Below are 20,988 nucleotides of genomic sequence, written 5' to 3'. Positions count from 1 at the left end.
CCATGATGGGTGGGGTGATCCGCAGGCTGGTCACTTCTTCCCGTTGCCGGGTGGGGCGGTGTTCGACCATACGACGCAGCAGATGGCGGCGGTGTCCCGTGCCTCTGGAAACCTCGATCTGTTCGTGATCGGGTTCGACAACCACGTATGGAGCGAGTTCTGGAACGACCGGGTCGGCTGGAATTGAGGGCGCGCCCGCCGAGACGGTTCTGACGGCGCCCCACCGGGCCAGTGCTTGGCGCGGCCGGGGAGCAGAAGGAGGCAAGGGTCGAGTGCCTCGCTCATGCAAGGCCGGCGGCTCCCGACGTGTTCGGGAGCCGCCGGCGAAAGGGCTGCAGGACTCGACGCCGAGCGCCTGACGACTGACCGAGGCAAGCGCAGCGTTCACCGCAGGTTGACGGCCGACCTGGCTGGGCCGGCCGTCCTCGGTGGCCCAGCGCGTCCTGGAACGTATGCGCGCCGCCCCCACCCATCAGCCCGTGCGGCCACGCCCCCGCGGTGGGGAAAGGCTCGGTCATGACCTTCAAGAATCCCGTGCACCGCGGTGGCTCCCGCCGTGGCCGGTTCGAACAGTTCGCCGAGTACGCCTCGAACTTCACCAGCTCTCCGGCGTTCTTCCTCTTCTGCCTGCTGCTCATCGGCTTCTTCGTCGCCGCCCACGCCGCCCACCTGCCACTCGAACTGCTGCTGCTGGCGGGGGAGTCCATGACGGCGGTCACACTCCTGCTGCTGGCTCTGCTCAAGAACGCCGAGATGCGCGCCGAGCACGCCGTCCAGCGCAAGCTCGACGCGATCGCCGCGGCCCTGCTGGAGGCGCACCGGGAGGAGCGGGGCCAGGCGTTCGAGGACCTGCGCCGTGCGATCCGGATGGAGGAAGAGACCTGACCGGGGCCGACGAAACGCCGACGCGGTTCTTCACTGCGCCCCGAAGAGGGACGACCATGCCGTGTCATGGACATCTTGCTCGTCGCGAGCGCGTTCAACAGTCTCTCCCAGCGCCTGTACGCCGAACTGTCGGACCATGGACACCAGGTGGACGTGGTCCTGGCCGCGCACGGCCCCGACCCGGTCCGGGCAGCCGTGCGCGAGCTGCGCCCGGACCTGATCGTCGCGCCGATGCTCAAGACCGCGCTGCCCGAGGACGTGTGGCGGGAACACACCTGCCTGATCGTCCACCCGGGCCCGCCGGGTGACCGCGGCCCCTCCTCGTTGGACTGGGCCGTCTCCGGCGGGGCGGAGCGGTGGGGCGTGACCGTCCTCCAGGCCGAGGCGGTCATGGACGCGGGGCCGATCTGGGCGGCCGAGCCGTTCCCCGTCCCGCGCGTCGGCAAGAGCGACCTGTACCGCAACGAGGTCTCCGACGCCGCCGTCACCGCCGTCCTGACTGCCGTACGGCGCTACGCCGAAGGCGACCACAAGCCGCTGGCGCAGACCGACGAGTCGGTCACCGTCGTCCGGCGCGACGTCATCAGGCAGGAACGGCGGCGGATCGACTGGGAACGGGACGACACCGAGACGGTCCTGCGCAAACTGCGCGGCGCCGACTCCCAGCCCGGCGTCCTGGACGAACTCCTCGGCCACGAGGTGTTCCTGCACGGCGGACACCCCGAAGACCGGTTGACCGGCCGCCCGGGCGCCCTGCTGGCCCAGCGCGCGGGCGCCGTCTGCCGCGCCACCCGCGACGGCGCCGTCTGGATCCCGGAACTGCGCCCCCGCAAGAACTCCGGCGACCCCGCACCCTTCCGCCGGCCGGCCGCCTGTGTACTCGCCTCCTGGCACCCCGGCCACGGGCTCCCCGAGGACCCCGCCCCGCTCGAACTGCCGCCCGGCCGGCGCACCTGGACCGACATCCGCTACCGGCAGCAGGGCGACGTCGGCTTCCTCGCCTTCTCCTTCCCGGGCGGCGCGATGAGCACCGGCCAGTGCCGCCGGCTGCTCGCCGCCTACCGGGAGGCGCTCGGCCGGCCCACCCGCGTCCTCGTCCTCGGCGGGCCGCGGGACTTCTTCTCCAACGGCATCCACCTCAACGTCATCGAGGCGGCCCCCGACCCGGCCGAGGAGTCCTGGACCAACCTCAACGCGATGGACGACCTGGTCGAGGCCGTGCTGGGCACCACCGACCGGCTGGTGGTGGCCGCGCTCGCGGGCAACGCCGCGGCCGGTGGCGCCATGCTCGCCCTCGCGGCCGACCGGGTGTGGTGCCGCACCGGCGCCGTCCTCAATCCGCACTACCGCCGGATGGGCCTGTACGGCTCGGAGTTCTGGACCTACTCCCTGCCGCGCCGCGTCGGCTCGGAGCGGGCCGGCCGGCTGACGGCGGAGGCGCTGCCGGTCAGCTCGGCGACGGCCCGCCGGATCGGGCTCGTGGACCGGCTGGTGCCCGCCACACCCCAGGACTTCGAGGCCGAGGTCGGTCGGCTGGCCACCGACCTCGCCGCCTCCGTGGACCTGGACCGCCTCCTCGCGGAGAAGGCTGCGGCCCGCGCGGCCGACGAACGGCAACGGCCCCTCGCCCGCTACCGGGAGGACGAACTGGCCCGCATGCACGCCCTCTTCTTCGACCCCCAGGCCCCCTACCACGCCCTGCGCTCCGCCTTCGTCCGCAAGACACCGGGCGGCTCGCACCGGCCTCTCGCCCCGGCCGGCGGAGACCTCCGATGACACCGCGGCTGCTGGTGGCCGGCGTCGGGAACATCTTCCTCGCCGACGACGCCTTCGGCCCGGAGGTGATCCGCGCCCTCGAAGAGCGCCCCCTGCCCTCCGGGGTACGGGTCCGCGACTACGGCATCCGCGGCATGGACCTCGCCTACGACCTGCTGTCCGGTTACGCGACCGCCGTCCTGGTCGACGCGGCCCCGCGCGGCCACCGCCCCGGCACCCTCTCCCTGATCGAGGCCGACCCCCCCGACGGCACCGTCCCGCCCGAGGCCCACGGCATGGACCCGGCGAAGGTGCTCGCCCTGGCCACCCACCTGGGCGACGAGCCTCTGCCCCGGGTCCTCGTCCTGGCCTGCGAACCCGCCGTGTTGCCTAGCGACGACGACCTTCTGCCGGGACTCAGCGCGCCGGTGCGCGAAGCCGTCGGCCGGGCCGTGGACGCGCTGCACACGCTCCTGCCCGCTCTGCTCGACGACCCCTTCGCGCCGCTGCCCCCGTTGGGCCGCCCGATGGAATCCGGGACCCCGCGCACGGCTGCGCTGCCCGGCACCGCGCCCGGCAGCGCCGAAGATCGATGAGATCCCGGGCCGCACGGCAGGCGGCCCGGGCTCCATCACCGATCCGAGGAGCAGTGCCCATGTGCGGGTCCGACGTCAGACAGGCCGTCCTGGCGAAGAACGACGACCTGGCCGCGACCTTGCGCGGCGAGCTCGCCGCGCAGGGCGTGACCGTGGTCAACCTGCTGTCCAGCCCCGGCAGCGGCAAGACCGAACTGCTCGGCCGGGTGCTGACCCGCGCGGTGGAGCAGGGCGTCCCGGTGGCCGCCCTCACCGCCGACCTGGCCACCGAGAACGACGCCACCCGGCTGGCGCGTTCCGGCGCCCCCGTCCAGCAACTGCTCACCGACGGCCTGTGCCATCTGGAGGCCCGTCAGGTCCGGGCGAGGCTCGATAACTGGCTGCCGCCCAAGACCTCCGTCCTCTTCGTGGAGAACGTCGGAAACCTGGTCTGTCCGGCCTCCTACGACCTGGGAGAGACCCTGCGGGTCGTGCTGATGGCCGTCACCGAGGGCGAGGACAAACCGCTGAAGTACCCCACCGCGTTCGGCTCGGCCCATCTGGTCGTCATCACCAAGACCGACCTCGCCGAACCGGCCGGCTTCGACGAGAGCCTCTTCCGTGAGAACGTGCACCGGGTCAACCCGGGTGTGGAGATCGTACGTTCCTGCGCCCGCACCGGCGCCGGCGTCGGCACCCTGCTGGAGCGTTGCCTCGCCGCCCGCGACGGAGTCCCGGCGCACCGGCCGCCCCTCGCCCCGCACCCGCACGGCCACCACCACGCCCCGGCCGCACCCGTAGCATGACCGCCCCCGCAACCGGACTGGTCCGCCGTCGGCTCACCGTGCGCGGCACCGTCCAGGGCGTCGGCTTCCGGCCGCACGTGCACCGCCTCGCGTGTGCGATCGGCCTGAGCGGATTCGTCGGCAACACCGGCGACGGCGTACTCATCGAGATCGAGGGCCCGGCGGACGAGGTGGACCGCTTCTGCACGCTGCTGGCCGCTCAGCCGCCGCCCCTGGCCACCGTCACCGCGGTCGACGGCGTCCACCTGCCCGCCACCGGCGAGGCCGGCCCGTTCACCATCCGGTCCACCGAGCGGGCCCCCGGGCGCACCCAGCTCCCACCCGACACCTCGACCTGCGCCGACTGCCTGCGCGAACTGGCCGACCCGGGCGACCGCCGCCACCGGCACCCCTTCGTCACCTGCACCCACTGCGGCCCACGCTTCACCATCGCCACCGGCATGCCCTACGACCGGGCAGCGACCACCATGGCCGGCTTCCCCATGTGCCCCGCCTGCGCCGACGAATACGGCGCCCCGGCCGACCGGCGCTTCCACGCCCAGCCCGTCGCCTGCCCCGACTGCGGCCCGTGCCTCGCCCTCACCCCGGCCGAGGGCCTGGGAATCCGCCCGGCCCGGGACGCGGAGGCGCTCGCGACGGCACGGGCGCTGCTCGCCGACGGACGGATCGTCGCCGTCAAGGGCGTCGGCGGCTACCACCTGGCCTGCGACGCCACCGACCCCCGGGCGGTCAGTGCTCTGCGCGACCGCAAGGAGCGGGGCGGCAAGGCATTCGCGGTGATGTGCGCCGACCTGGCCACAGCAGAGCGGATCGCCCTCCTCTCCGACGCGGAACGCGCCGCCCTCACCTCCGCCCGTCGCCCCATCGTCCTGCTGCGCCGCCGCACACCCCCGGACGGCCTCCGCCTCGCCGACCAGGTCAGCCCGGGCAGCCCCTACATCGGCCTGCTGCTGCCCTACACCCCGGTCCACACCCTGCTGTTCGGACTGCCCGGTGATCCCCCCGGTCCCCGGACGCTGGTCATGACCAGCGGCAACCGCTCCGGTGAGCCCATCGTCACCGGCGACGCCGAGGCACTGACCCGGCTGGCCGGACTCGCCGACGCCTGGCTCGGACACGACCGGCCCATCGCCGCCTTCTGCGACGACTCCCTGCTCCGGGTCCGTCCCGACGGCACCGAGCAGGTGCTGCGCCGCTCCCGCGGATACGTCCCCCGCCCCCTGCGCCTGCCGCGCCCGGTGCGCCCCACGCTGGCCGTCGGCGGAGACCTCAAGAACGTGCCCTGCCTGGGCGAGGGCGAGCACGCCTGGCTCGGCCCGCACATCGGCGACATGGGCGAACTGGCCACCCTGGAGGCCGCCGAGCGGGCCGAACGGCACCTGGCCCGCCTCACCGGCGTCACCCCGCGCCGGGTGGCGGCCGACCGGCACCCCGGCTACCACTCGGTGCGGCGCGCCCGCGCCCGGGCCGCCGCACTGGGGCTGCGCGCGCCGGTGCTCGTCCAGCACCACCACGCCCACATCGCCTCGGCGATGGCCGAGCACGGCCTCGACGGCACCACACCCGTGATCGGCGTCGCCTTCGACGGCACCGGTCACGGTGACGACGGCACGGTGTGGGGCGGGGAGGTCCTGCTCGCCGACTACGGCCGGTACCGGCGCTTCGCCCACCTGGTCCCCGCCCCGCTGCCGGGCGGCGATGCCGGCGTGGCCAACCCGTGCCGGCTGGCCCTGGCCCGGCTGTGGGCGGCGGGGCTGCCCTGGACACCGGGCCTGCCGAGCGTCACCGCCTGCTCGGACACCGAACGCGCGGTCCTGCGCCGGCAGCTGGAACGCCAGGTGGCGTGTGTGCCCACCTCCAGTATGGGCCGGCTCTTCGACGCGGTGTCCTCACTCGTGGGCGTGTGCCACCGGGCGGGCTACGAGGCGCAGGCCGCGGCGGAACTGGAGGCGGCCGCGCTGGAGGCCGGCGATTCGGACACCGTGGCGTACCCCTTCGGCCTCGGCGGCGGGGACAGCCTCGGCTGCGACCCCGCGCCGATGCTGACGGCCCTCCTGCACGACCTGGCCCGCGGCACCCCCGTCCCGGTCATCGCGGCCCGCTTCCACCGCGGAGTCGCACAGGCCGTCACGGAGATCTGCCACCGTGCCCGCACGGCGACCGGCCTGGCCATCGTCGCCCTCACCGGGGGTGTCTTCGCCAACGCCCTGCTGGAGCAGGAGTGCGCCGACCGGCTCGCCCGGGGCGGCTTCACGGTCCTGCGGCACGGCGAGGTCCCCCCGAACGACGGGGGACTGGCACTGGGCCAGCTGATGGTCGCCGGAACAGCCCACCACCACGAGACGGAGTGACCCATGTGTCTGGCAGTGCCCGGCAAGGTCGTGTCCATCGACCAGCGCGCCGACCCCCTCACCGGACTGATCGACTTCGGCGGAGTGCAGAAACAGGCGTGCCTGGAGTACCTGCCCGACGTCCAGGTGGGGGAGTACGTCATCGTCCACGTCGGGTTCGCGCTGCAGCGCCTCGACGAGGAGTCGGCCCGGGCGTCCCTGGAGCTGTTCGAGCAACTGGGGCTGCTCGAGGAGGAGTTCGGCGACGCCTGGGAACAGGCCGCCCGGCAGGAGAACGGAAGTGACGTTCGATGAAGTACATCGACGAGTTCAACGACCCAGCGCTGGCCCGTCGGCTGCTGGACGAGATCCGGGCCACCGCCACCCGGCCGTGGGCGCTGATGGAGGTCTGCGGCGGCCAGACGCACTCCATCATCCGCCACGGCATCGACCAGCTCCTGCCGGAACAGGTGGAGTTGATCCACGGCCCCGGCTGCCCGGTGTGCGTGACGCCGCTGGAGGTCATCGACAAGGCCCTGGAGATCGCCGCCCGCCCCGACGTGATCTTCTGCTCGTTCGGTGACATGCTGCGTGTGCCGGGCACCGACCGCGACCTGTACCGGGTCAAGGGCGAGGGCGGCGACGTCCGCGTGGTGTACTCACCGCTCGACGCGCTCGACCTCGCCCGCAAGAACCCCGGCCGCCAGGTCGTGTTCTTCGCGATCGGCTTCGAGACGACCGCGCCCGCCAACGCCATGGCCGTGCACCAGGCCCGCCGCCTCGGCCTGGACAACTTCAGCCTGCTGGTGTCCCACGTCCGTGTCCCCCCGGCGATCGAGGCCATCATGACGGCCCCCCGCTGCCGGGTGCAGGGCTTCCTCGCCGCCGGTCACGTGTGCAGCGTGATGGGCACCGCCGAGTACCCGGACCTGGCCGCGAAGCACCGCGTGCCGATCGTGGTGACGGGTTTCGAACCGCTCGACATCCTGGAGGGCATCCGCCGCGCCGTCCACCAGCTGGAGCGCGGCGAGCACCGGGTGGAGAACGCCTACCCCAGGGCCGTGCGCGAGCGGGGCAACCCTGCGGCCCTGCGCATGCTGGAGGAGGTGTTCGAGGTCGCCGACCGCAACTGGCGCGGCATCGGACCCATCCCGGCCAGTGGCTGGCGGCTGACCGACGCCTTCCGCGCCTACGACGCCGAACACCGCTTCGACGTCTCCGGCATTCGCACCGAGGAGCCCGCCGTGTGCCGGGCCGGCGAGGTCCTCCAGGGGCTGATCAAACCGACCGAGTGCGAGGCGTTCGGCACGTCCTGCACCCCGCGCACCCCGCTCGGCGCCACCATGGTCTCCAACGAGGGCGCCTGCGCCGCCTACTACCTCTACCGCCGCATGACCGACGGCCCGGCCCGGCAGGGATCCCGTGTCCCCCGCGAGGAGATGAACCCCGTTGGCTGAACTCGCCACCGAAGCGGTGGAGGCGACCGGACCGGTCGTCGACCCCGCGAACTGGACCTGCCCCGCCCCCCTGCGCGACCAGCCGGTCGTCGTCATGGGCCATGGCGGCGGTGGCGCCCTGTCCGCCGAACTGATCGAGCAGGTCTTCGCGCCCGCCTACGGCAACCCCACCCTCGCCGCCCTCACCGACTCCGCCGTCCTCGGCCTGGGCGGCACCCGGCTGGCCTTCTCCACCGACTCCTACGTCGTGCGGCCGCTGTTCTTCCCCGGTGGCAGCGTCGGCGACCTGGCCGTCAACGGCACCGTCAACGACCTGGCGATGAGCGGTGCCCGGCCCGCGTACCTCTCCACCGCCTTCATCCTCGAAGAGGGCGTGGAACTGGCCGTCGTGGAACGCGTCGCGTGGGCCGTCGGCGCGGCGGCCGAGGCGGCGGGCGTCACCGTCGCCACCGGCGACACCAAGGTCGTGGAGTCCGGGCACGGCGACGGCGTCTACATCACCACCGCGGGCGTCGGTCTCGTGCCCGACGGGGTCGACATCCGCCCGCAGCGGGCCCGGCCGGGTGACGCCGTCATCGTCAGCGGGCCCATCGGCCTGCACGGAGTGGCGGTCATGAGCGTGCGCGAGGGCCTGGAGTTCGGCGTGGAGATCACCTCCGACACCGCACCCCTGGCGGACCTCGTGGCGACCATGCTGGCCGTCACCAAGGACATCCACGTCCTGCGCGACCCCACCCGCGGCGGCCTCGGCGCGTCCCTCAACGAGATCGCCCGCGCCTCCGGTACCGGTGTCCGGCTGCGCGAGCGGGCCCTCCCCGTCCCCGACGAGGTCGCGAACGCCTGCGGCTTCCTCGGTCTGGACCCGCTGTACGTCGCCAACGAGGGCCGGCTCGTCGCCTTCGTACCCCCGGAGCACGCCGACGCCGTGCTGGCGGCGATGCACGCCCACCCGCAGGGCGCCGGAGCCGCCCTGATCGGCGAGTGCGTGGCCGACCATCCGGGCATGGTGGTCGTCGCCACCGGACTCGGCGGCACCCGGGTGCTCGACCTCCCGCTGGGTGAGCAACTGCCGCGCATCTGCTGACCCTCGCCCGGACGGACATCGGCCCCGCCCTGAAGGGCGGGGCCGATCGTGTCGTGCGGCTCAGGTCTCGACGCCGGTGATCTCCAGCTCGCGTCCCCTGCGCAGCTCCCGGGACGGCCGGTCGCAGCGCGGGCACCAGAAGAACGGGGGCATGCCGACCGCGAACTCCTCGGCACACTCCCCGCACCAGGCGTGCGCGGGCACCTGTTCCACCACCAGCCGGGCCGCCGCGAGGGCCGTACCGTCGCGGGCCACCTCGAAGGCGAAGTGCAGCGCGTCCGGCACCACACCCGCGAGCTCTCCGACGCGGACGGTCACCGACACGACACCGTCGGCGCCGTCCGCTCGCGCGAGCTCCCCGGCCTGCTCCACGATCGCGGTCGCGATCGACAGCTCGTGCATGCCGACCTCAGGGATACCGGTGGCGGGCGCGCAGCCCCCCGGTCATCCGGTAGATCCGCAACTCCCTGACGATTCCCGGGAGTTCCTTGACGATCAGGGCCGCGATCACGCTGCCCGCCAGCGCGCCCTGCGCGGCGAGCAGCTGCCGTCCCGACAGACCCTGCCGCGCGGTCCTTCTTCTTCGCCCGGCTGTGTTCATCGCCTTCATGGCCTTCATGGCGTCACTTCCGCTCTCTCATCCCGGTGAGATGTTCGGCATGTCCTTCACCAGGGCGTCATGCCGTTTCCAGTGGATACCGGTGGAGCGGCGCGCGTCGGAGGTGCCGTCCTGGTGATGTCCGGTCTGGCGTGCGTACGGACCCATGTTGCCCTGGTGCAGGCCGCGCACGTGGGAGGGGGTGTCGGGCCTGGCCTGGGGCCGGCCCACCCGGATGCTTCCCATGTCCGATCTCCTTCCGGTCCTCACGACCGCTCGGTCAGCTCCCTGAAGAACTGTTCTACGGCCGGCCAGACCCGGCCGCCACCGGAGAGGCCCTGCCATTCGCGGCGGACCAGGGCGGTCATCCGGAAGCAGTCGTCGACCGGCACGATCCAGTGTTCGTCGAGTCCACGCACGGTGTTCACCAGCAGCGCCTCCACATCCGGTGCCATGGCGGCCAGCTGCGGTACCGCGGCGGCCAGCCGCTTCCAGGCCGCCGCGTCCACCTCCCAGCGCATGGCCCCGGCCGGACTCGGCCCCTGCGCGGTGACGGTGCCGTCGGTGCGCGGCACGAAGAACACCAGCCCCACCGGCACACCCAGGACCGCGGTGTCGACGGGGGGCAGGCGCAGCCGGCGCCGGGGAACGAGCCGGTAGCGGCCCTCGCCCGCCCCGTCGTCGGCGAAGAGCACCGAGCAGGGCCGGCACACGCACCGCATCTCGGCGGCACCGGTGTCGTACAGGTGCGGGTGCTCCTCGCTCACGTGGGCGGCGCACAGCTCGCAGCGCTCGGTCGCGGCCCGCTCGGCGGTGGAGCGGATCACCCGGGCGAGCGCCCCGTCCACGCTCACCGTGCCTCCTCGGGCAGGGCCCGGCGCCTGATCGTGCTCAGTGGCACGAAGGCCGGAGCCGCCCTGCGCTCTTCGGTGACCGTCTCGACCGATTCCAGTTCCGGGGCCGCGGCGAGGACGGCGGCTCGCACGGCGTCGAGGACGCCGGCCGATCCGCCGCCGCATCCAGAACCGCAGCCGCCGCCGCTGTCCAGCCGGACCCGGGCCACCTGCCCCTCGACGCCGGCCCACACCAGATCGCCGCCGCGCTCACGCACCGCCGGCCGCAGTTTGTCGACCGCGCGTTCGGCCCGGCGGTCCGGCGGCTCGGGGTGGATGTCGTGCAGCACCAGAAGGTGACCGAGGAGCTCGTCCTCCACCAGGACCTCCCGCAGGGGCTGCGCCGCGTGGTCCAGCACCCGGGCGAGGGCCTCGCCGTAGACCTCGGTCAGCAGCCGCACCGCCTCCATGGCCGGTCCGGGAGCGGATTCCAGTGCGGCGAGTGCCTCGTCAAGGCGGGCGAGCCGCGCCTCCACCGCCGGGTCCGCCAGCCGTACGGTGGTGTCAGCCATGGTCGGCTCCGTACGTCGGCGAGTGCACGGTGGTCAGGGTCTTGCCCTTGCCCATGTACATGTGGACGCCGCACGGCAGACAGGGGTCGAAGCTGCGGACCGTGCGCATGATGTCGACGCCCTTGAAGTCGTCGGGCCCGTTCTCCTCGAAGATCGGCTGGCCCTGCACGGCGTCCTCGTACGGGCCCGGGGTGCCGTAGATGTCACGGGGGCTGGCGTTCCACGGGGTGGGCGGGTACGGGTGGTAGTTGGCGATCTTCTTGTCCCGGATCACCAGGTGGTGCGAGAGGACGCCGCGTACGGCCTCGTGGAAGCCGCAGCCGATCGACTCGTCCGGCACCTCGAAGTTCTCGTACACCTTCGTGTCGCCGCTCCTGAGCATGCCCATGGCCTCCTCCAGGAACTGAAGGGCCATGGCGGCGGCGTAGGCGATGAAGTACGGCCGGGCGCGGTCCCGCTCCAGGGTGTTGCTCCACTTCGGGATGCGCCACTCCAAGGTGGTCTCCGGCAGCTTCTCCCCCTTGGGCAGGGTGATGCGGATACCGCCGCCCGTCGCCTTGACGTACGGCGTGTCCACCAGGCCGCTCAGGGCGGTCGACCAGAGCCGGGCGAGGGGGCCGCCGCCGGTGTCCAGGGCGAGGTGGTCGCCGGTCTCCTGGTGGTACCAGCGGGGGCTCATCACCCAGCTGTAGTTGCCCTCGAAGTCCCGCTTCTGCGGCACCGGCACGGTGGTCTGGTTCCACGGATGGCGCATGTCGACCGGGTTGCCGAGCGGGTCGTGGGTGACGAAGGGGTCCTCGTTGACCCAGTCCTCGTAGAACGAGCTGCCCAGCATGATGCGCAGGCCGAGGTTGATGTCGATGAGGTTGTTGGTGACCAGCTTGCCGTCCACGATGATGCCCGGGGTGACGTACATCGCCTTGCCCCACTCGTTCATCGTCGCGTACCGGTAGTCGACGACGTCCGGGTTCTGGAAGGCGCCCCAGCAGCCCAGCAGGATGCGGCGCTTGCCGACCTCCTCGTAGCCGGGCAGCGCCTCGTAGAAGAAGTCGAAGACGTCGTCGTTCATCGCCACCGCCTTCTTGATGAAGTCGATGACGCGCATCAGGCGGCTGAGGTAGTCGGTGAAGGTGTTCGGCTGCGGCATCGTGCCGACCCCGCCGGGGTACAGCGTGGAGGGGTGCACGTGCCGCCCCTCCATCAGGCAGAACATCTCCCGGGTGATCCGGCTGACCTTCAGCGCCTCCTTGTAGACCTCGCCCTCGAAGGGGTTGAAGGCCTTCATGATCTCGGCGATGGTCCGGTAGCCGTGGATGTCCCCGCGGGGGGCGTCGGTGCGCTCGGCGCGGGCCAGGACACCGGGGTTGGTTGCCTTGACCATCGCCTCGCAGAAGTCCACGAAGACCAGGTTGTCCTGGAAGATGGTGTGGTCGAAGATGTACTCCGCCGCCTCGCCGAGGTTGGTGATGTGCTCGGCCAGCTTCGGCGGCTTGACGCCGTAGGCCATCTGCTGGGCGTAGTTGGAGCAGGTGGTGTGGTTGTCGCCGCAGATGCCGCAGATCCGCGAGGTGATGAAGCCGGCGTCCCGCGGGTCCTTGCCCTTCATGAACACCGAGTAGCCGCGGAAGAGCGACGAGGTGCTGTGGCACTCCACGACTTCCCGGTTGGCGAAGTCGATCTTCGTGTAGATCCCCAGGTTGCCGATGATCCGGGTGATCGGATCCCAGGACATGTCCACGAGCTGGGCGGGTTTGCGTCCCGTGGACCGGGAGTCGGTGGTGGTCATCTGCGGTACTGCCCCTCGCTGTTCGGGTTCGGCTGGTGGATGGCGGGATGCGGGACGGGCGCGGGCGCCGGGGGTGTCACGCGCGCCAGTGCGGGTCGTAACCGCTGGTCAGCTCGCGCTTGTTGTGGCGCCACTTGGGCTCGCGGTTCACCATGTCGTTCGTCAGTCCGCGCAGCCGGCGGATGACCGCCCCGTACGGTCTGATCACCATCGTCGACAGCGTGCCGCCCGGGGGCTCGTCCATGAACGGCATGAAGGCGTCGGGGAAGCCCGGCATCGTGCAGCCGATGCAGATGCCGCCGACGTTCGGGCAGCCGCCGATGCCGGCCATCCAGCCGCGCTTGGGCACGTTGCAGTTGACGACCGGACCCCAGCAGCCGATCTTCACCTGGCACTTGGGGGAGTTGTAGTCCCTCGCGAAGTCACCCTGCTCGTAGTAGGCGGCCCGGTCGCAGCCCTCGTGCACGGTCTTGCCGAACAGCCACTGCGGACGCAGCATGTGGTCCAGCGGCGGCGGGGGAGCGGCACCGGCCGCGTGCTGGAGCACCCAGATCAGGGTCTCCATGAAGTTCTCCGGCTGGATCGGACAACCCGGCACATTGACCACCGGCAGTCCGGAGCGGGCCTTGAACTCCCACCCCAGGTAGTCCGCGAGGCCCATGCACCCCGTCGGGTTGCCCGCCATCGCGTGGATACCGCCGAACGTCGCACACGTACCGGCCGCGACCACCGCCCAGGCCCTGGGCGCCAGCTGGTCGATCCACTCGTTGAGTGTCTGCGGCTCGCCCGTCTCCGGGTCGTTGCCGAACGACGTCCAGTAGCCGTCGCCCTCGATGATGTTCTGGTTCGGGATGGAGCCCTCGATGACGAGGATGAACGGCTCCAGCTCACCGCGCGCCGCCGCCCGGTAGGGGGCGAGGAAGTCCTCACCGCCCAGGCTGGGTGAGAGCACCTTGTTGACGAGGTTCACCTTCGGCAGCCCCGGGATGAGCCCGAGCACCACGTCTTCGATGGACGGCTGGCCCGCGGCGGTCAGCGACACCGTGTCGCCGTCGCAGCTCATGCCCTCCGAGATCCACAGGATGGTGATCTCGTCGAACCCCTCCCGGGCCTCGGCCCTGGCGGGCTCGCCGCCGACTTCGGTGGTACCGCTCTGTGTGGTCATCTCTGGCCTCCGTTGTGCAGCCGGTCTCGAGAACCGTTCAGGCCGCGGCCGACGGGGCCGCGAGGGTCGGTGCGGGGGGTCCGCCGGGGGTGCCGGCCGGCCGGTGGTGGCTTGCGGGCCCTTCAGGCGTGGGCATCGGACCGTCCCCTTTCGGGGTGGTCGGCCGGGCGCGCGGGACGCGGGGCTTGCGACCCGGCCGGGCCGCTCCGGTCCGGTGCGTCCGCGACGGCGAGCGGTTCGACCTCGTTGGGCCGGAAGTAGTGGAACCGGCCGTACCAGCCGTGCAGTTCGGCGGCGGGGTCGTCGTCCACGGTGACGGCCAGGTGGACGCTGCCGTCCACGTCGTGGAAGAGCGCCGAGACTCGCGCCGACCGCCCTTCCAGGAACATGTCCTGGGCGTCGGCGCCCCGGACGCGCGGGCGCAGCCGCACCCGGCTGCCGCCGCCCACCGGCACCCCGTCCACCAGCACGGTGTCCGTCGTGGGGAAGAGACCGTCGTCACCGCCCTCCTGCCACCAGGCCGGCCGGGCCGCAGCCGGTGCCGGAGCCTGCGCCGGGGCCAGCGAGCGGATGGTGCCGTGCAGCCGCGCGAAGACCTCCTGCGGCATGGTCTCCACACGGTCGACGATCCGGGCGGCACGCGGATCGGTGGCCCGCGCCTCGGCCTTCTCCTCGTCGGTCAGCAGCATCGTGCGCAGGGTGAGGATCTCGTCGATCTCCGCCGCGTCGTGCAGATCGCCGGGACTCTCCGGCGCCACCTGCGGATGGTCCGGCAGGATGATCGGCGCGGACAGCAGGGACGCGGCGGTGGCCCCGTCCTCGCCGCCGGACTGCTGCGGCGCCCCGCCGAGCACCGGGAACGTGAAGGCGTTACGGCAGCCGCGCACCGCTTCCGCGAGGCCGGCAGGCGGATCGATCAGCGACACGAACTCCACGCCGTCGCCGACGAGAAGGGTGTGCGTGGCGAGGAGTGCCTGACCCAGCACCGCACCGCGCGGGGCCGCCGGATCCGGCGCCCGGCCGGTGTTCTCGGTACGCACCCGCAACCGGTACAGCTCCGGGGCCAGGGGCTCGGCCACGACCGTCGCCCCGGCCCGTACCTCCTGGCGCCGCCGCGCCGTCCGCCCCGCTCCGGCGGGCAACGGCTCGTACTCGGCACCGGCCGGTGCCCCCACGGCGACGGTCCGGCCGCCGTGCAGAAGCTCCGCCAGGGTGAGCACCAGCTCGGTCTCGCGGGGCACCGCTTCCTCGAAGGACAGATGGGTGACGCCGTCCGCCGTCCGCAACGACTCGACCGGCCGGTGCCCCCCGTCCTCGTCGGCCGCCTCCACCTGCTTGTGCTGGAGCTGCAGGTAGCGGACCAGCACCCGTACGGTGGCGTCCTCGCGCCGCGCCCGGACCAGGCACTCGGTCTGCTGGTACCAGGAGTCGGCGGAGCCGGAGAGTCCAGGCACGACCGGACCGTCCCGCTCCACCCAGTTCCGAGGCAGCAGTACGCCGAATTGCCAGCGGACCCGGTTCTTCGCCGAGGACCGGCGGTACGGGTAGAGCAGGTATCCCTCGTACAGCACGGCGTCCGCCACGGCACTCAGCGGCGCACAGCCCTCGCCGACTCCGTCCACCACGCTCGCTCCTCGCCACTCCTGGTCCGCGCTTGTCTCCCCACGGTCACACCCACCACGCCGGCCCGCCCCTCCGGCGCACCGACATTGGGCCGGACAGGGGAACCGCCGCCTCGACAGCGGGCTGCGGTGACCGTGCGGAGGCGGGGGAGGGGGCGGCCGGGGGCGAGCAGCGCGGCGCCGGCCTGATCGACTGGCCGGCGCGCCCTGATGATCCGCAGGTGAGGGCAGCCGCCCGACCGGCAAGGGCCCTGCTCCAACGGATGGAACCGATGATTGTCGAGTTCCCTCTGATGAAGTGGCTCGCATACGTTGGTATGGCGGACGGTCCAGCCGGCACGACCCGCTGCGTCCTGGTGGAGAAAGGTGGTCGCGTGTCCCTCACCGGAACGTCGTTCTTCATCGTCCTGGTCGCCGCGACGATCCTGGTGATGATCGGGACGATCGCCTTGTGGACCAAGGTCCGCGGACCGAGGCCGGTGCGGTGGCTGGCACATGCGGTGATGATCGCCGTGTGCCAGCTGACGGCCATCAGTGTGGTCGCCGCCTGGATCAACAACAGCTATGGACTGTACGCGTCGTGGGACGACCTGCTGGGCACCACGAACAACACGAACGCGGTTGCGATGCCCGGGCCGCCGGTGCAGCGGGCGAAGTTCACGCACAGCACCAAGGGCGGTGTCCTCGACACGTACTTCCACGGCCAGAAGTCCGACCTGTCCGGGCAGGTGCTGGTCTGGACGCCGCCGCAGTACGACGAACCGGCCTACCGGCACCAGCGCTTCCCGGTGGTGGTGCTGCTGCACGGGGTGCCCGGGTCTCCGCAGTCCTGGTTGGAACACGGCGGGATGCCGGGTGCCTTCGCGGACCTGCTGAAGCAGAACAAGACGCTTCCGTTCATCCTGGTGATGCCGGTGGTCAACCCGGGCAGCGTGGACACCGACTGCACCGACCTGCCACACCGTAAGGTCGCGACCTGGATGGCCCAGGACGTGCCGGACCTGGTCAATCACAGGTTTCGGACCATACGGGATGCCAGTGGCTGGGGCCTGCTGGGCTTCTCGACCGGTGGTTTCTGCGCCGTCAAGCTGCCGTTGCAGTATCCGAAGGTCTACGGTGCCGGCGCGGCCCTCGACCCCGACCCGCTGACCGGTGACGCGTCGGTCCTTCCGGACGCGAGGACACGCCGGCTCAACAGCCCGACCTCTCTGGTCCGGCACGTGAAGTCGCCCGTGAGCCTCTTCCTCGCCACTTCGCGCGAGGACCGCCTCAGCCCGCCCTCCTACATCACCGAGTTCCGCGCCGCCGCGGCTTCCTCGCCGGTCACGGTGCGGACCCTGTTCCTGCCGACCGGCGGCCACAACTACCACACCTGGTCGGCCGAGTACCCGCCGGCCTTCGCCTGGCTCAGCCAGTGGCTGGCCGCCCCCCACTGATCCGGATGCCGCGGACGCCGGAGGCAGGCAGCCCGCACGAGCGTTTCAGAGGACCTCCTCCTCCTCCGGGACGACGACCTGGTCGACCATGTACTGGATCCGCTCGCCGGGGAGAGCGACCGCCATGGCCCAGTAGTAGATGATCAGGCTGAACACCGCCGTCACGCCGATGTCCCACCACAGCGGGAACCACGGGTGCTTGAGCGGACCGAAGTCGCTCAGATAGACGATCAGCCCCATACCCACCAGGTAGGCCGGCAGCCACTGCGCGGCGCGCAGATCGAGCTGTGGGGTGATGGGGTTCATGTTGAACACCCTGTTGGCGACCAGGATCACGTAACCGATGAGGATGGCGACGCCCAGTTTCCAGTCGGTGGTCCAGCCCGACCAGAGGATCAGCAGGTTGGCGACGATGAAGGCGAGCGGCGACATCACACGGCCGCCAGGCAGCCGGTAGGGCCGGTGCGCCTCGGGCAGCCGGTTGCGGAACACCCCGAACGACAGGGGGGCGCCGGCGTACATCAGCACACTCGCGCTGGTGATCAGGCCGACCAGGGAACGCCAGCTGGGGAACGGCAGGAAGCAGATGCAGCCGATGATGAACGCCGTGATGAGACCGACCCACGGAACACCGCGCCGGTTGGTGTTCTCGAAGACGGACGGTACGTAGCCGTTGCGGCTCAGGCCGTAGGAGACCCGCGAGGAGCCCGTGATGTAGATCAGGCCGGTGCCGGCCGGGGAGATCACGGCGTCGAGGTAAAGAATGGTGGCGAGCCAGCCCAGACTGATGAGCGTGGCGACTTGCGCGAACGGTCCGCTCAGCGCGGTGAACGCCGAATTGGCCCAGTGATGGCCGATCTGGGAGGCGGGCAGCGCGGCGAGGAAGGTCACCTGCAGCAGGATGTAGATCAGGATGCCGAGGACGATGGACCCGATCACGGCCCGCGGGATGTCCCGTTTCGGGTTGGCACTCTCGCCGGCGAGCTGGTCCGCCTGTTCGAAGCCCAGCAGCGCGAAGATGATGCCGCTGGTGGAGACGGCGGACAGGATTCCCTTGGCCCCATAGGGGTTGAAGCCGTCGGCCGCGGTGAAATTGGCGGTGTGGAACTGAGCGATGGCGAAGACGAAGATCGTCAGCAGGGGGACGCCGACCTTCCACCAGGTCGCGGCGCTGTTGGTGCGGGCCAGCAGCCGGATGCTGAGGAAGTTGATGGCGGTGATGACGGCCATCAGTCCGACCGCGACGGCGATGCCCGGCGGGGTCAGGACGTGCTGGCCGCCCTTGATCTTCTCCCAGCCGCTCGCCCACGAGTAGTGCTGGCCGTAGGTGATCATCGCCAGCACCTCGATGGGCGCCACCGTGGCTGCCTGCAGCCAGGAGAACCAGCCGAACGACGCACCCGCAGCGCCGCCGAAGGCGTAGTGCGGGAAGCGCGCGGTGCCGCCCGAGACCGGGTACATGCCGCCGAGTTCGGCGTGCACCAGCGCGAGAATCAGGATCGCCAGGCCGCCGATGGCCCATGAGATGATCGCCGCCGGTCCGGCGGCCGCCAGGGCGCCTTGTGCGCCGAAGAGCCATCCGGATCCGATGATGGACCCTTCCGAAGCCCAGATGAGGCCGATGAAGCCGATCTCGCGCCTGAGGCCGGGCTTGTGTGTCCGTGGACCGGGTTTCGCCTCTGACACTGTCATGACCCACACCCCCTCGAAAGGGTGGCACCTGCATCACCATGCTGCCACGCGGCCCCGGCGGGGTCACCAGTCGGCCGCCCCGCATTGTTCCTGTCCAACAACTTGCAGCCGCCGGAGACGGCCGATCGCACGGCGGCCAACGTGCCAGGGCGGTAGCAGAGGTAACAGTTGGTTGCAGGAGGCAAGAGTGACCAGTGATGCGAACTTTTGGAATGGCCCGCCGTACGCCGGTGGGCGCCGGACGAGGATGGCCGCCCCTCAAGGCGCGGCGGGCTCTCCGGTGATGTCGGCGGGGGGCAGTGCGGCCAGTGCCTGCAGGGCGCGCAGGAAGCCGCGCCGGTCCTCCTTCGGAAGCCGCGTCAGCAGCCGCTCCTCCCGCTCCCGGATCGCAGACTGCGCCGCGTCGCGCACCCGGCGCCCTTGGGCGGTGAGCGAGAGCAGACGGGCGCGCCGGTCGCTCGGATCAGGCTGCCGACGGATGAGCCCGCGCTCCTCGAGGTCGTCGAGGACGCCGATGATCCGCGTCTTGTCGGCGCCGATGTCCCGGGCCAACGCGGCCTGGGTGCGCACGGGTTCGTCGTCGAGCCGTAGCAGCACGCCGTAAGCCCACATCGTCAGTCCGTGTTCGCGCAGCAGCGGCAGCTCCGCGGCCACCAGCGCGCGACCCAGCGGAACGATCATGGCCGCGAGGTCAGGGCGCTTGTCCGATCCGGTGTTCCCAGCCATGGAGAGACCATACTCGTTGACACACCATAAACATCTGCTTACCGTAAGCGGATGCATACCAAATTATCCTCTGTCAGAGCCTTGGACGCCCGCGCCGTACGCGACAGCGTCGCCGTGGTCCGTCGCGCGACCTTGGAGGACCTCGCGCGTCCCACCCCTTGCGTGGCGTGGGATCTGGGCGAGCTGATCGAGCACATGACGGTCCAGCACCGGGGTTTCGCGGCAGCGGCACGAGGGGAGGGCGCCGACCTCGCACAGTGGAAGGCCGATCAGCCAGGGCCGGGAACCATCCGGCGGTACATGACCGCCGCGGACGCGGTCATCGAGGCCTTCGCCCAAGTGCGCTCCGCCGACCAGGACTTCACCCTGCCGGAATTCGGCACCGAGTCCGCCTTCCCAGCGGTCCGGGCCATCGGCTTCCACCTCCTTGACTACGTGGTGCACGCCTGGGACGCGGCCCGTGCTCTCGGCCTCCCCTTCACTCCGGCCCCCGACCTCCTGGACGCGACCCTCCCCATCGCACTCGCCGTCCCGGACGGCGCTCACCGCCTACGACCCGGCGCCGCGTTCGCCACGTCCCTTCCCGAGCCCGTCGCCCGGGACCCCCTGTCCCGCATCCTGCTCCACCTCGGCCGATCACCCTCCCGGGCCCCTCCGCCGCAGCGTGCTTCCACCGACCGGTGAGCCGGCAGGCGTCCCCTGAGCCGGTATAAGCTGGGCGTTCTGAAGGGCCGTCAGCTGGACGCGGGACTGCTCGTACTCCGTTCGCCGGCGTGTTCGGCCGGCGTCGGCCGGCCGCAGCCGAAGGCGGACTCCACGAAACACTGGTGGTACGCCGCCTCAGTGCCCTGCCGCAGGGCACGTTCCATGGCTGCCGGGGCCGGCGGCATCCGCCGGGACCATCCGTCGCGCAGGAGCGACACGACGAACCCGGCGAGGAAGGCGTCGCCGCACCCCATCGTGTCGCGCAGGGCACCGGGGTCGGCCGCGCGGGTCGGCGCGGTGAGCGTGACGCGGCCGTCGTGCACGAGAGCCCCGTCCAGGCCGCGAGTGGCCAGCGCCAGCCCCGCACCCCGGCGGGTCACCTCGGTCAGCAGCGCCGCCGTGGCCGCCTCGTCCAGGTGCGAGCAGGACAGCAGGGCCAGGTCGACGTGCGGGCAGACGCGGTCGAGGTAGGCAGGTGTGCGGTACTCCTCCTCGTCGGAGAAGTCGAAGCTGATCAGCGGGCCGGCCGCGGCGAGCCGGGGGAGTTCGGCCTCGGTGCCGGAGTAGACGCTGGAGTGCACGAGCGTGAACGACGCGGCGTAGGCAGACAGGCCGGGGTCGAGGACGAGAGGTTCGCGCACCAAGTCGCCGCCGGGGTCGTAGCCGAGGAAGACCCGGTCGCCGCCTTGCACGTGCAGGGTGGAGACCGAGGTGGCGCCGTGACGCACGACGCTGCGGTCCACGGCGACGCCCTGTGCCGCCACCGCCGTGCGCAGGAACGCGCCGAGGTCATCGTCACCGAACACTCCCAGATAAGCGGAGTCCAGGCCGAGTCGTCGGGCGTAGACGGCGACGTTGACGCAGTTGCCGCCGGGGTAGTCGGTGCCGCGGTCCACGAAGCGGTCGATGGTGTTGTCGCCGAAGCCGAGGACGTTCATCAGGGTCTCCCGAGACGCGGACG

The 20,988-nt window shown here is 71.6% G+C and carries 22 protein-coding genes; 11 read left to right on the top strand and 11 right to left on the bottom strand.

The annotated features are described in order from the left end of the window. The 9 genes from ACZ64A_RS23130 to hypE form a co-directional block, all read left to right on the top strand. The coding region (locus ACZ64A_RS23130; protein WP_469812688.1) for a hypothetical protein at nt 1-187 on the top strand (187 nt) is incomplete at its 5' end. 329 nt (nt 188-516) lie between these two features. Next, complete coding sequence (locus ACZ64A_RS23125) at nt 517-885, top strand: hypothetical protein (protein WP_469812686.1); 369 nt, start codon at nt 517-519, stop codon at nt 883-885. A gap of 66 nt (nt 886-951) precedes the next feature. Further along, the gene (locus ACZ64A_RS23120; RefSeq protein WP_469812685.1) at nt 952-2,661 is read left to right on the top strand and encodes a hydrogenase maturation protein; all 1,710 of its coding nucleotides are present in this window, start codon (nt 952-954) and stop codon (nt 2,659-2,661) included. Continuing rightward, nucleotides 2,658-3,236 carry a hydrogenase maturation protease gene (locus ACZ64A_RS23115; protein WP_469812683.1) on the top strand — a complete coding sequence of 193 codons (579 nt, stop codon included), beginning with the start codon at nt 2,658-2,660 and terminating at the stop codon, nt 3,234-3,236. The genes ACZ64A_RS23120 and ACZ64A_RS23115 overlap by 4 nt, the downstream gene beginning before the upstream one ends. 59 nt (nt 3,237-3,295) lie before the next feature. Next, on the top strand, nt 3,296-4,021 hold the full coding sequence (gene hypB / locus ACZ64A_RS23110; protein ID WP_469812681.1) for a hydrogenase nickel incorporation protein HypB: 726 nt from the start codon (nt 3,296-3,298) through the stop codon (nt 4,019-4,021). Beyond that, nucleotides 4,018-6,372 (top strand): carbamoyltransferase HypF, encoded by a 2,355-nt coding sequence (hypF, locus tag ACZ64A_RS23105; RefSeq protein WP_469812680.1) that lies wholly within the window; start codon nt 4,018-4,020, stop codon nt 6,370-6,372. Before hypB ends, hypF begins: the two co-directional genes overlap by 4 nt. Before the next feature lie 3 nt (nt 6,373-6,375). Continuing rightward, the gene (locus tag ACZ64A_RS23100; RefSeq protein ID WP_161291923.1) at nt 6,376-6,666 is read left to right on the top strand and encodes a HypC/HybG/HupF family hydrogenase formation chaperone; all 291 of its coding nucleotides are present in this window, start codon (nt 6,376-6,378) and stop codon (nt 6,664-6,666) included. Beyond that, nucleotides 6,663-7,808: a hydrogenase formation protein HypD gene (gene hypD, locus ACZ64A_RS23095; protein WP_469812677.1), complete on the top strand. Its 1,146-nt coding sequence runs from the start codon at nt 6,663-6,665 to the stop codon at nt 7,806-7,808. Before ACZ64A_RS23100 ends, hypD begins: the two co-directional genes overlap by 4 nt. Continuing rightward, nucleotides 7,801-8,892: a hydrogenase expression/formation protein HypE gene (gene hypE, locus ACZ64A_RS23090; protein ID WP_469812676.1), complete on the top strand. Its 1,092-nt coding sequence runs from the start codon at nt 7,801-7,803 to the stop codon at nt 8,890-8,892. The genes hypD and hypE overlap by 8 nt, the downstream gene beginning before the upstream one ends. A 60-nt stretch (nt 8,893-8,952) precedes the next feature. Here the strand turns inward: hypE and hypA are convergent, their stop codons facing one another. The 8 genes from hypA to ACZ64A_RS23050 form a co-directional block, all read right to left on the bottom strand. Beyond that, the gene (gene hypA, locus ACZ64A_RS23085) at nt 8,953-9,294 is read right to left on the bottom strand and encodes a hydrogenase maturation nickel metallochaperone HypA (protein ID WP_469812675.1); all 342 of its coding nucleotides are present in this window, start codon (nt 9,292-9,294) and stop codon (nt 8,953-8,955) included. Between the two features lie 7 nt (nt 9,295-9,301). Beyond that, the gene (locus ACZ64A_RS23080) at nt 9,302-9,511 is read right to left on the bottom strand and encodes a hypothetical protein (protein ID WP_469812673.1); all 210 of its coding nucleotides are present in this window, start codon (nt 9,509-9,511) and stop codon (nt 9,302-9,304) included. Between the two features lie 18 nt (nt 9,512-9,529). After that, nucleotides 9,530-9,736, bottom strand: coding sequence for a hypothetical protein (locus ACZ64A_RS23075; RefSeq protein WP_469812671.1), 207 nt, complete (start codon nt 9,734-9,736; stop codon nt 9,530-9,532). A gap of 20 nt (nt 9,737-9,756) precedes the next feature. After that, complete coding sequence (locus ACZ64A_RS23070) at nt 9,757-10,344, bottom strand: DUF5947 family protein (RefSeq protein ID WP_469812670.1); 588 nt, start codon at nt 10,342-10,344, stop codon at nt 9,757-9,759. After that, entirely contained in the window at nt 10,341-10,895 is a 555-nt protein-coding gene (locus ACZ64A_RS23065) for a NifU family protein (RefSeq protein WP_469812668.1), read from the bottom strand. Before ACZ64A_RS23065 ends, ACZ64A_RS23070 begins: the two co-directional genes overlap by 4 nt. Then, complete coding sequence (locus tag ACZ64A_RS23060) at nt 10,888-12,681, bottom strand: nickel-dependent hydrogenase large subunit (protein ID WP_469812667.1); 1,794 nt, start codon at nt 12,679-12,681, stop codon at nt 10,888-10,890. Before ACZ64A_RS23060 ends, ACZ64A_RS23065 begins: the two co-directional genes overlap by 8 nt. A gap of 76 nt (nt 12,682-12,757) precedes the next feature. Next, the gene (locus tag ACZ64A_RS23055) at nt 12,758-13,846 is read right to left on the bottom strand and encodes an NADH-quinone oxidoreductase subunit B family protein (protein WP_469812666.1); all 1,089 of its coding nucleotides are present in this window, start codon (nt 13,844-13,846) and stop codon (nt 12,758-12,760) included. A gap of 122 nt (nt 13,847-13,968) precedes the next feature. Continuing rightward, entirely contained in the window at nt 13,969-15,471 is a 1,503-nt protein-coding gene (locus ACZ64A_RS23050) for a hypothetical protein (RefSeq protein ID WP_469812664.1), read from the bottom strand. A gap of 371 nt (nt 15,472-15,842) precedes the next feature. Here ACZ64A_RS23050 and ACZ64A_RS23045 point away from each other — a divergent pair, with 371 nt between their 5' ends. Beyond that, on the top strand, nt 15,843-16,904 hold the full coding sequence (locus ACZ64A_RS23045; RefSeq protein ID WP_469812663.1) for an alpha/beta hydrolase: 1,062 nt from the start codon (nt 15,843-15,845) through the stop codon (nt 16,902-16,904). A gap of 45 nt (nt 16,905-16,949) precedes the next feature. Here the strand turns inward: ACZ64A_RS23045 and ACZ64A_RS23040 are convergent, their stop codons facing one another. Beyond that, on the bottom strand, nt 16,950-18,596 hold the full coding sequence (locus ACZ64A_RS23040; protein ID WP_469812661.1) for an APC family permease: 1,647 nt from the start codon (nt 18,594-18,596) through the stop codon (nt 16,950-16,952). Nucleotides 18,597-18,854: 258 nt separating this feature from the next. Beyond that, entirely contained in the window at nt 18,855-19,322 is a 468-nt protein-coding gene (locus ACZ64A_RS23035; RefSeq protein WP_469812660.1) for a MarR family winged helix-turn-helix transcriptional regulator, read from the bottom strand. A 51-nt stretch (nt 19,323-19,373) separates the two neighbouring features. Between ACZ64A_RS23035 and ACZ64A_RS23030 the strand changes: the two genes are divergently transcribed. Further along, on the top strand, nt 19,374-20,006 hold the full coding sequence (locus ACZ64A_RS23030) for a TIGR03086 family metal-binding protein (protein WP_469812658.1): 633 nt from the start codon (nt 19,374-19,376) through the stop codon (nt 20,004-20,006). Nucleotides 20,007-20,056: 50 nt separating this feature from the next. Here the strand turns inward: ACZ64A_RS23030 and ACZ64A_RS23025 are convergent, their stop codons facing one another. Continuing rightward, complete coding sequence (locus tag ACZ64A_RS23025) at nt 20,057-20,965, bottom strand: PfkB family carbohydrate kinase (protein ID WP_469812657.1); 909 nt, start codon at nt 20,963-20,965, stop codon at nt 20,057-20,059. Nucleotides 20,966-20,988 lie beyond the last annotated feature (23 nt).

It is taken from the genome of Streptomyces sp. NPDC104814 (assembly GCF_055583185.1).
The sequence above is the reverse complement of the archived record's forward strand: the minus strand, read 5'-3'. Positions and strand labels throughout refer to the sequence as shown.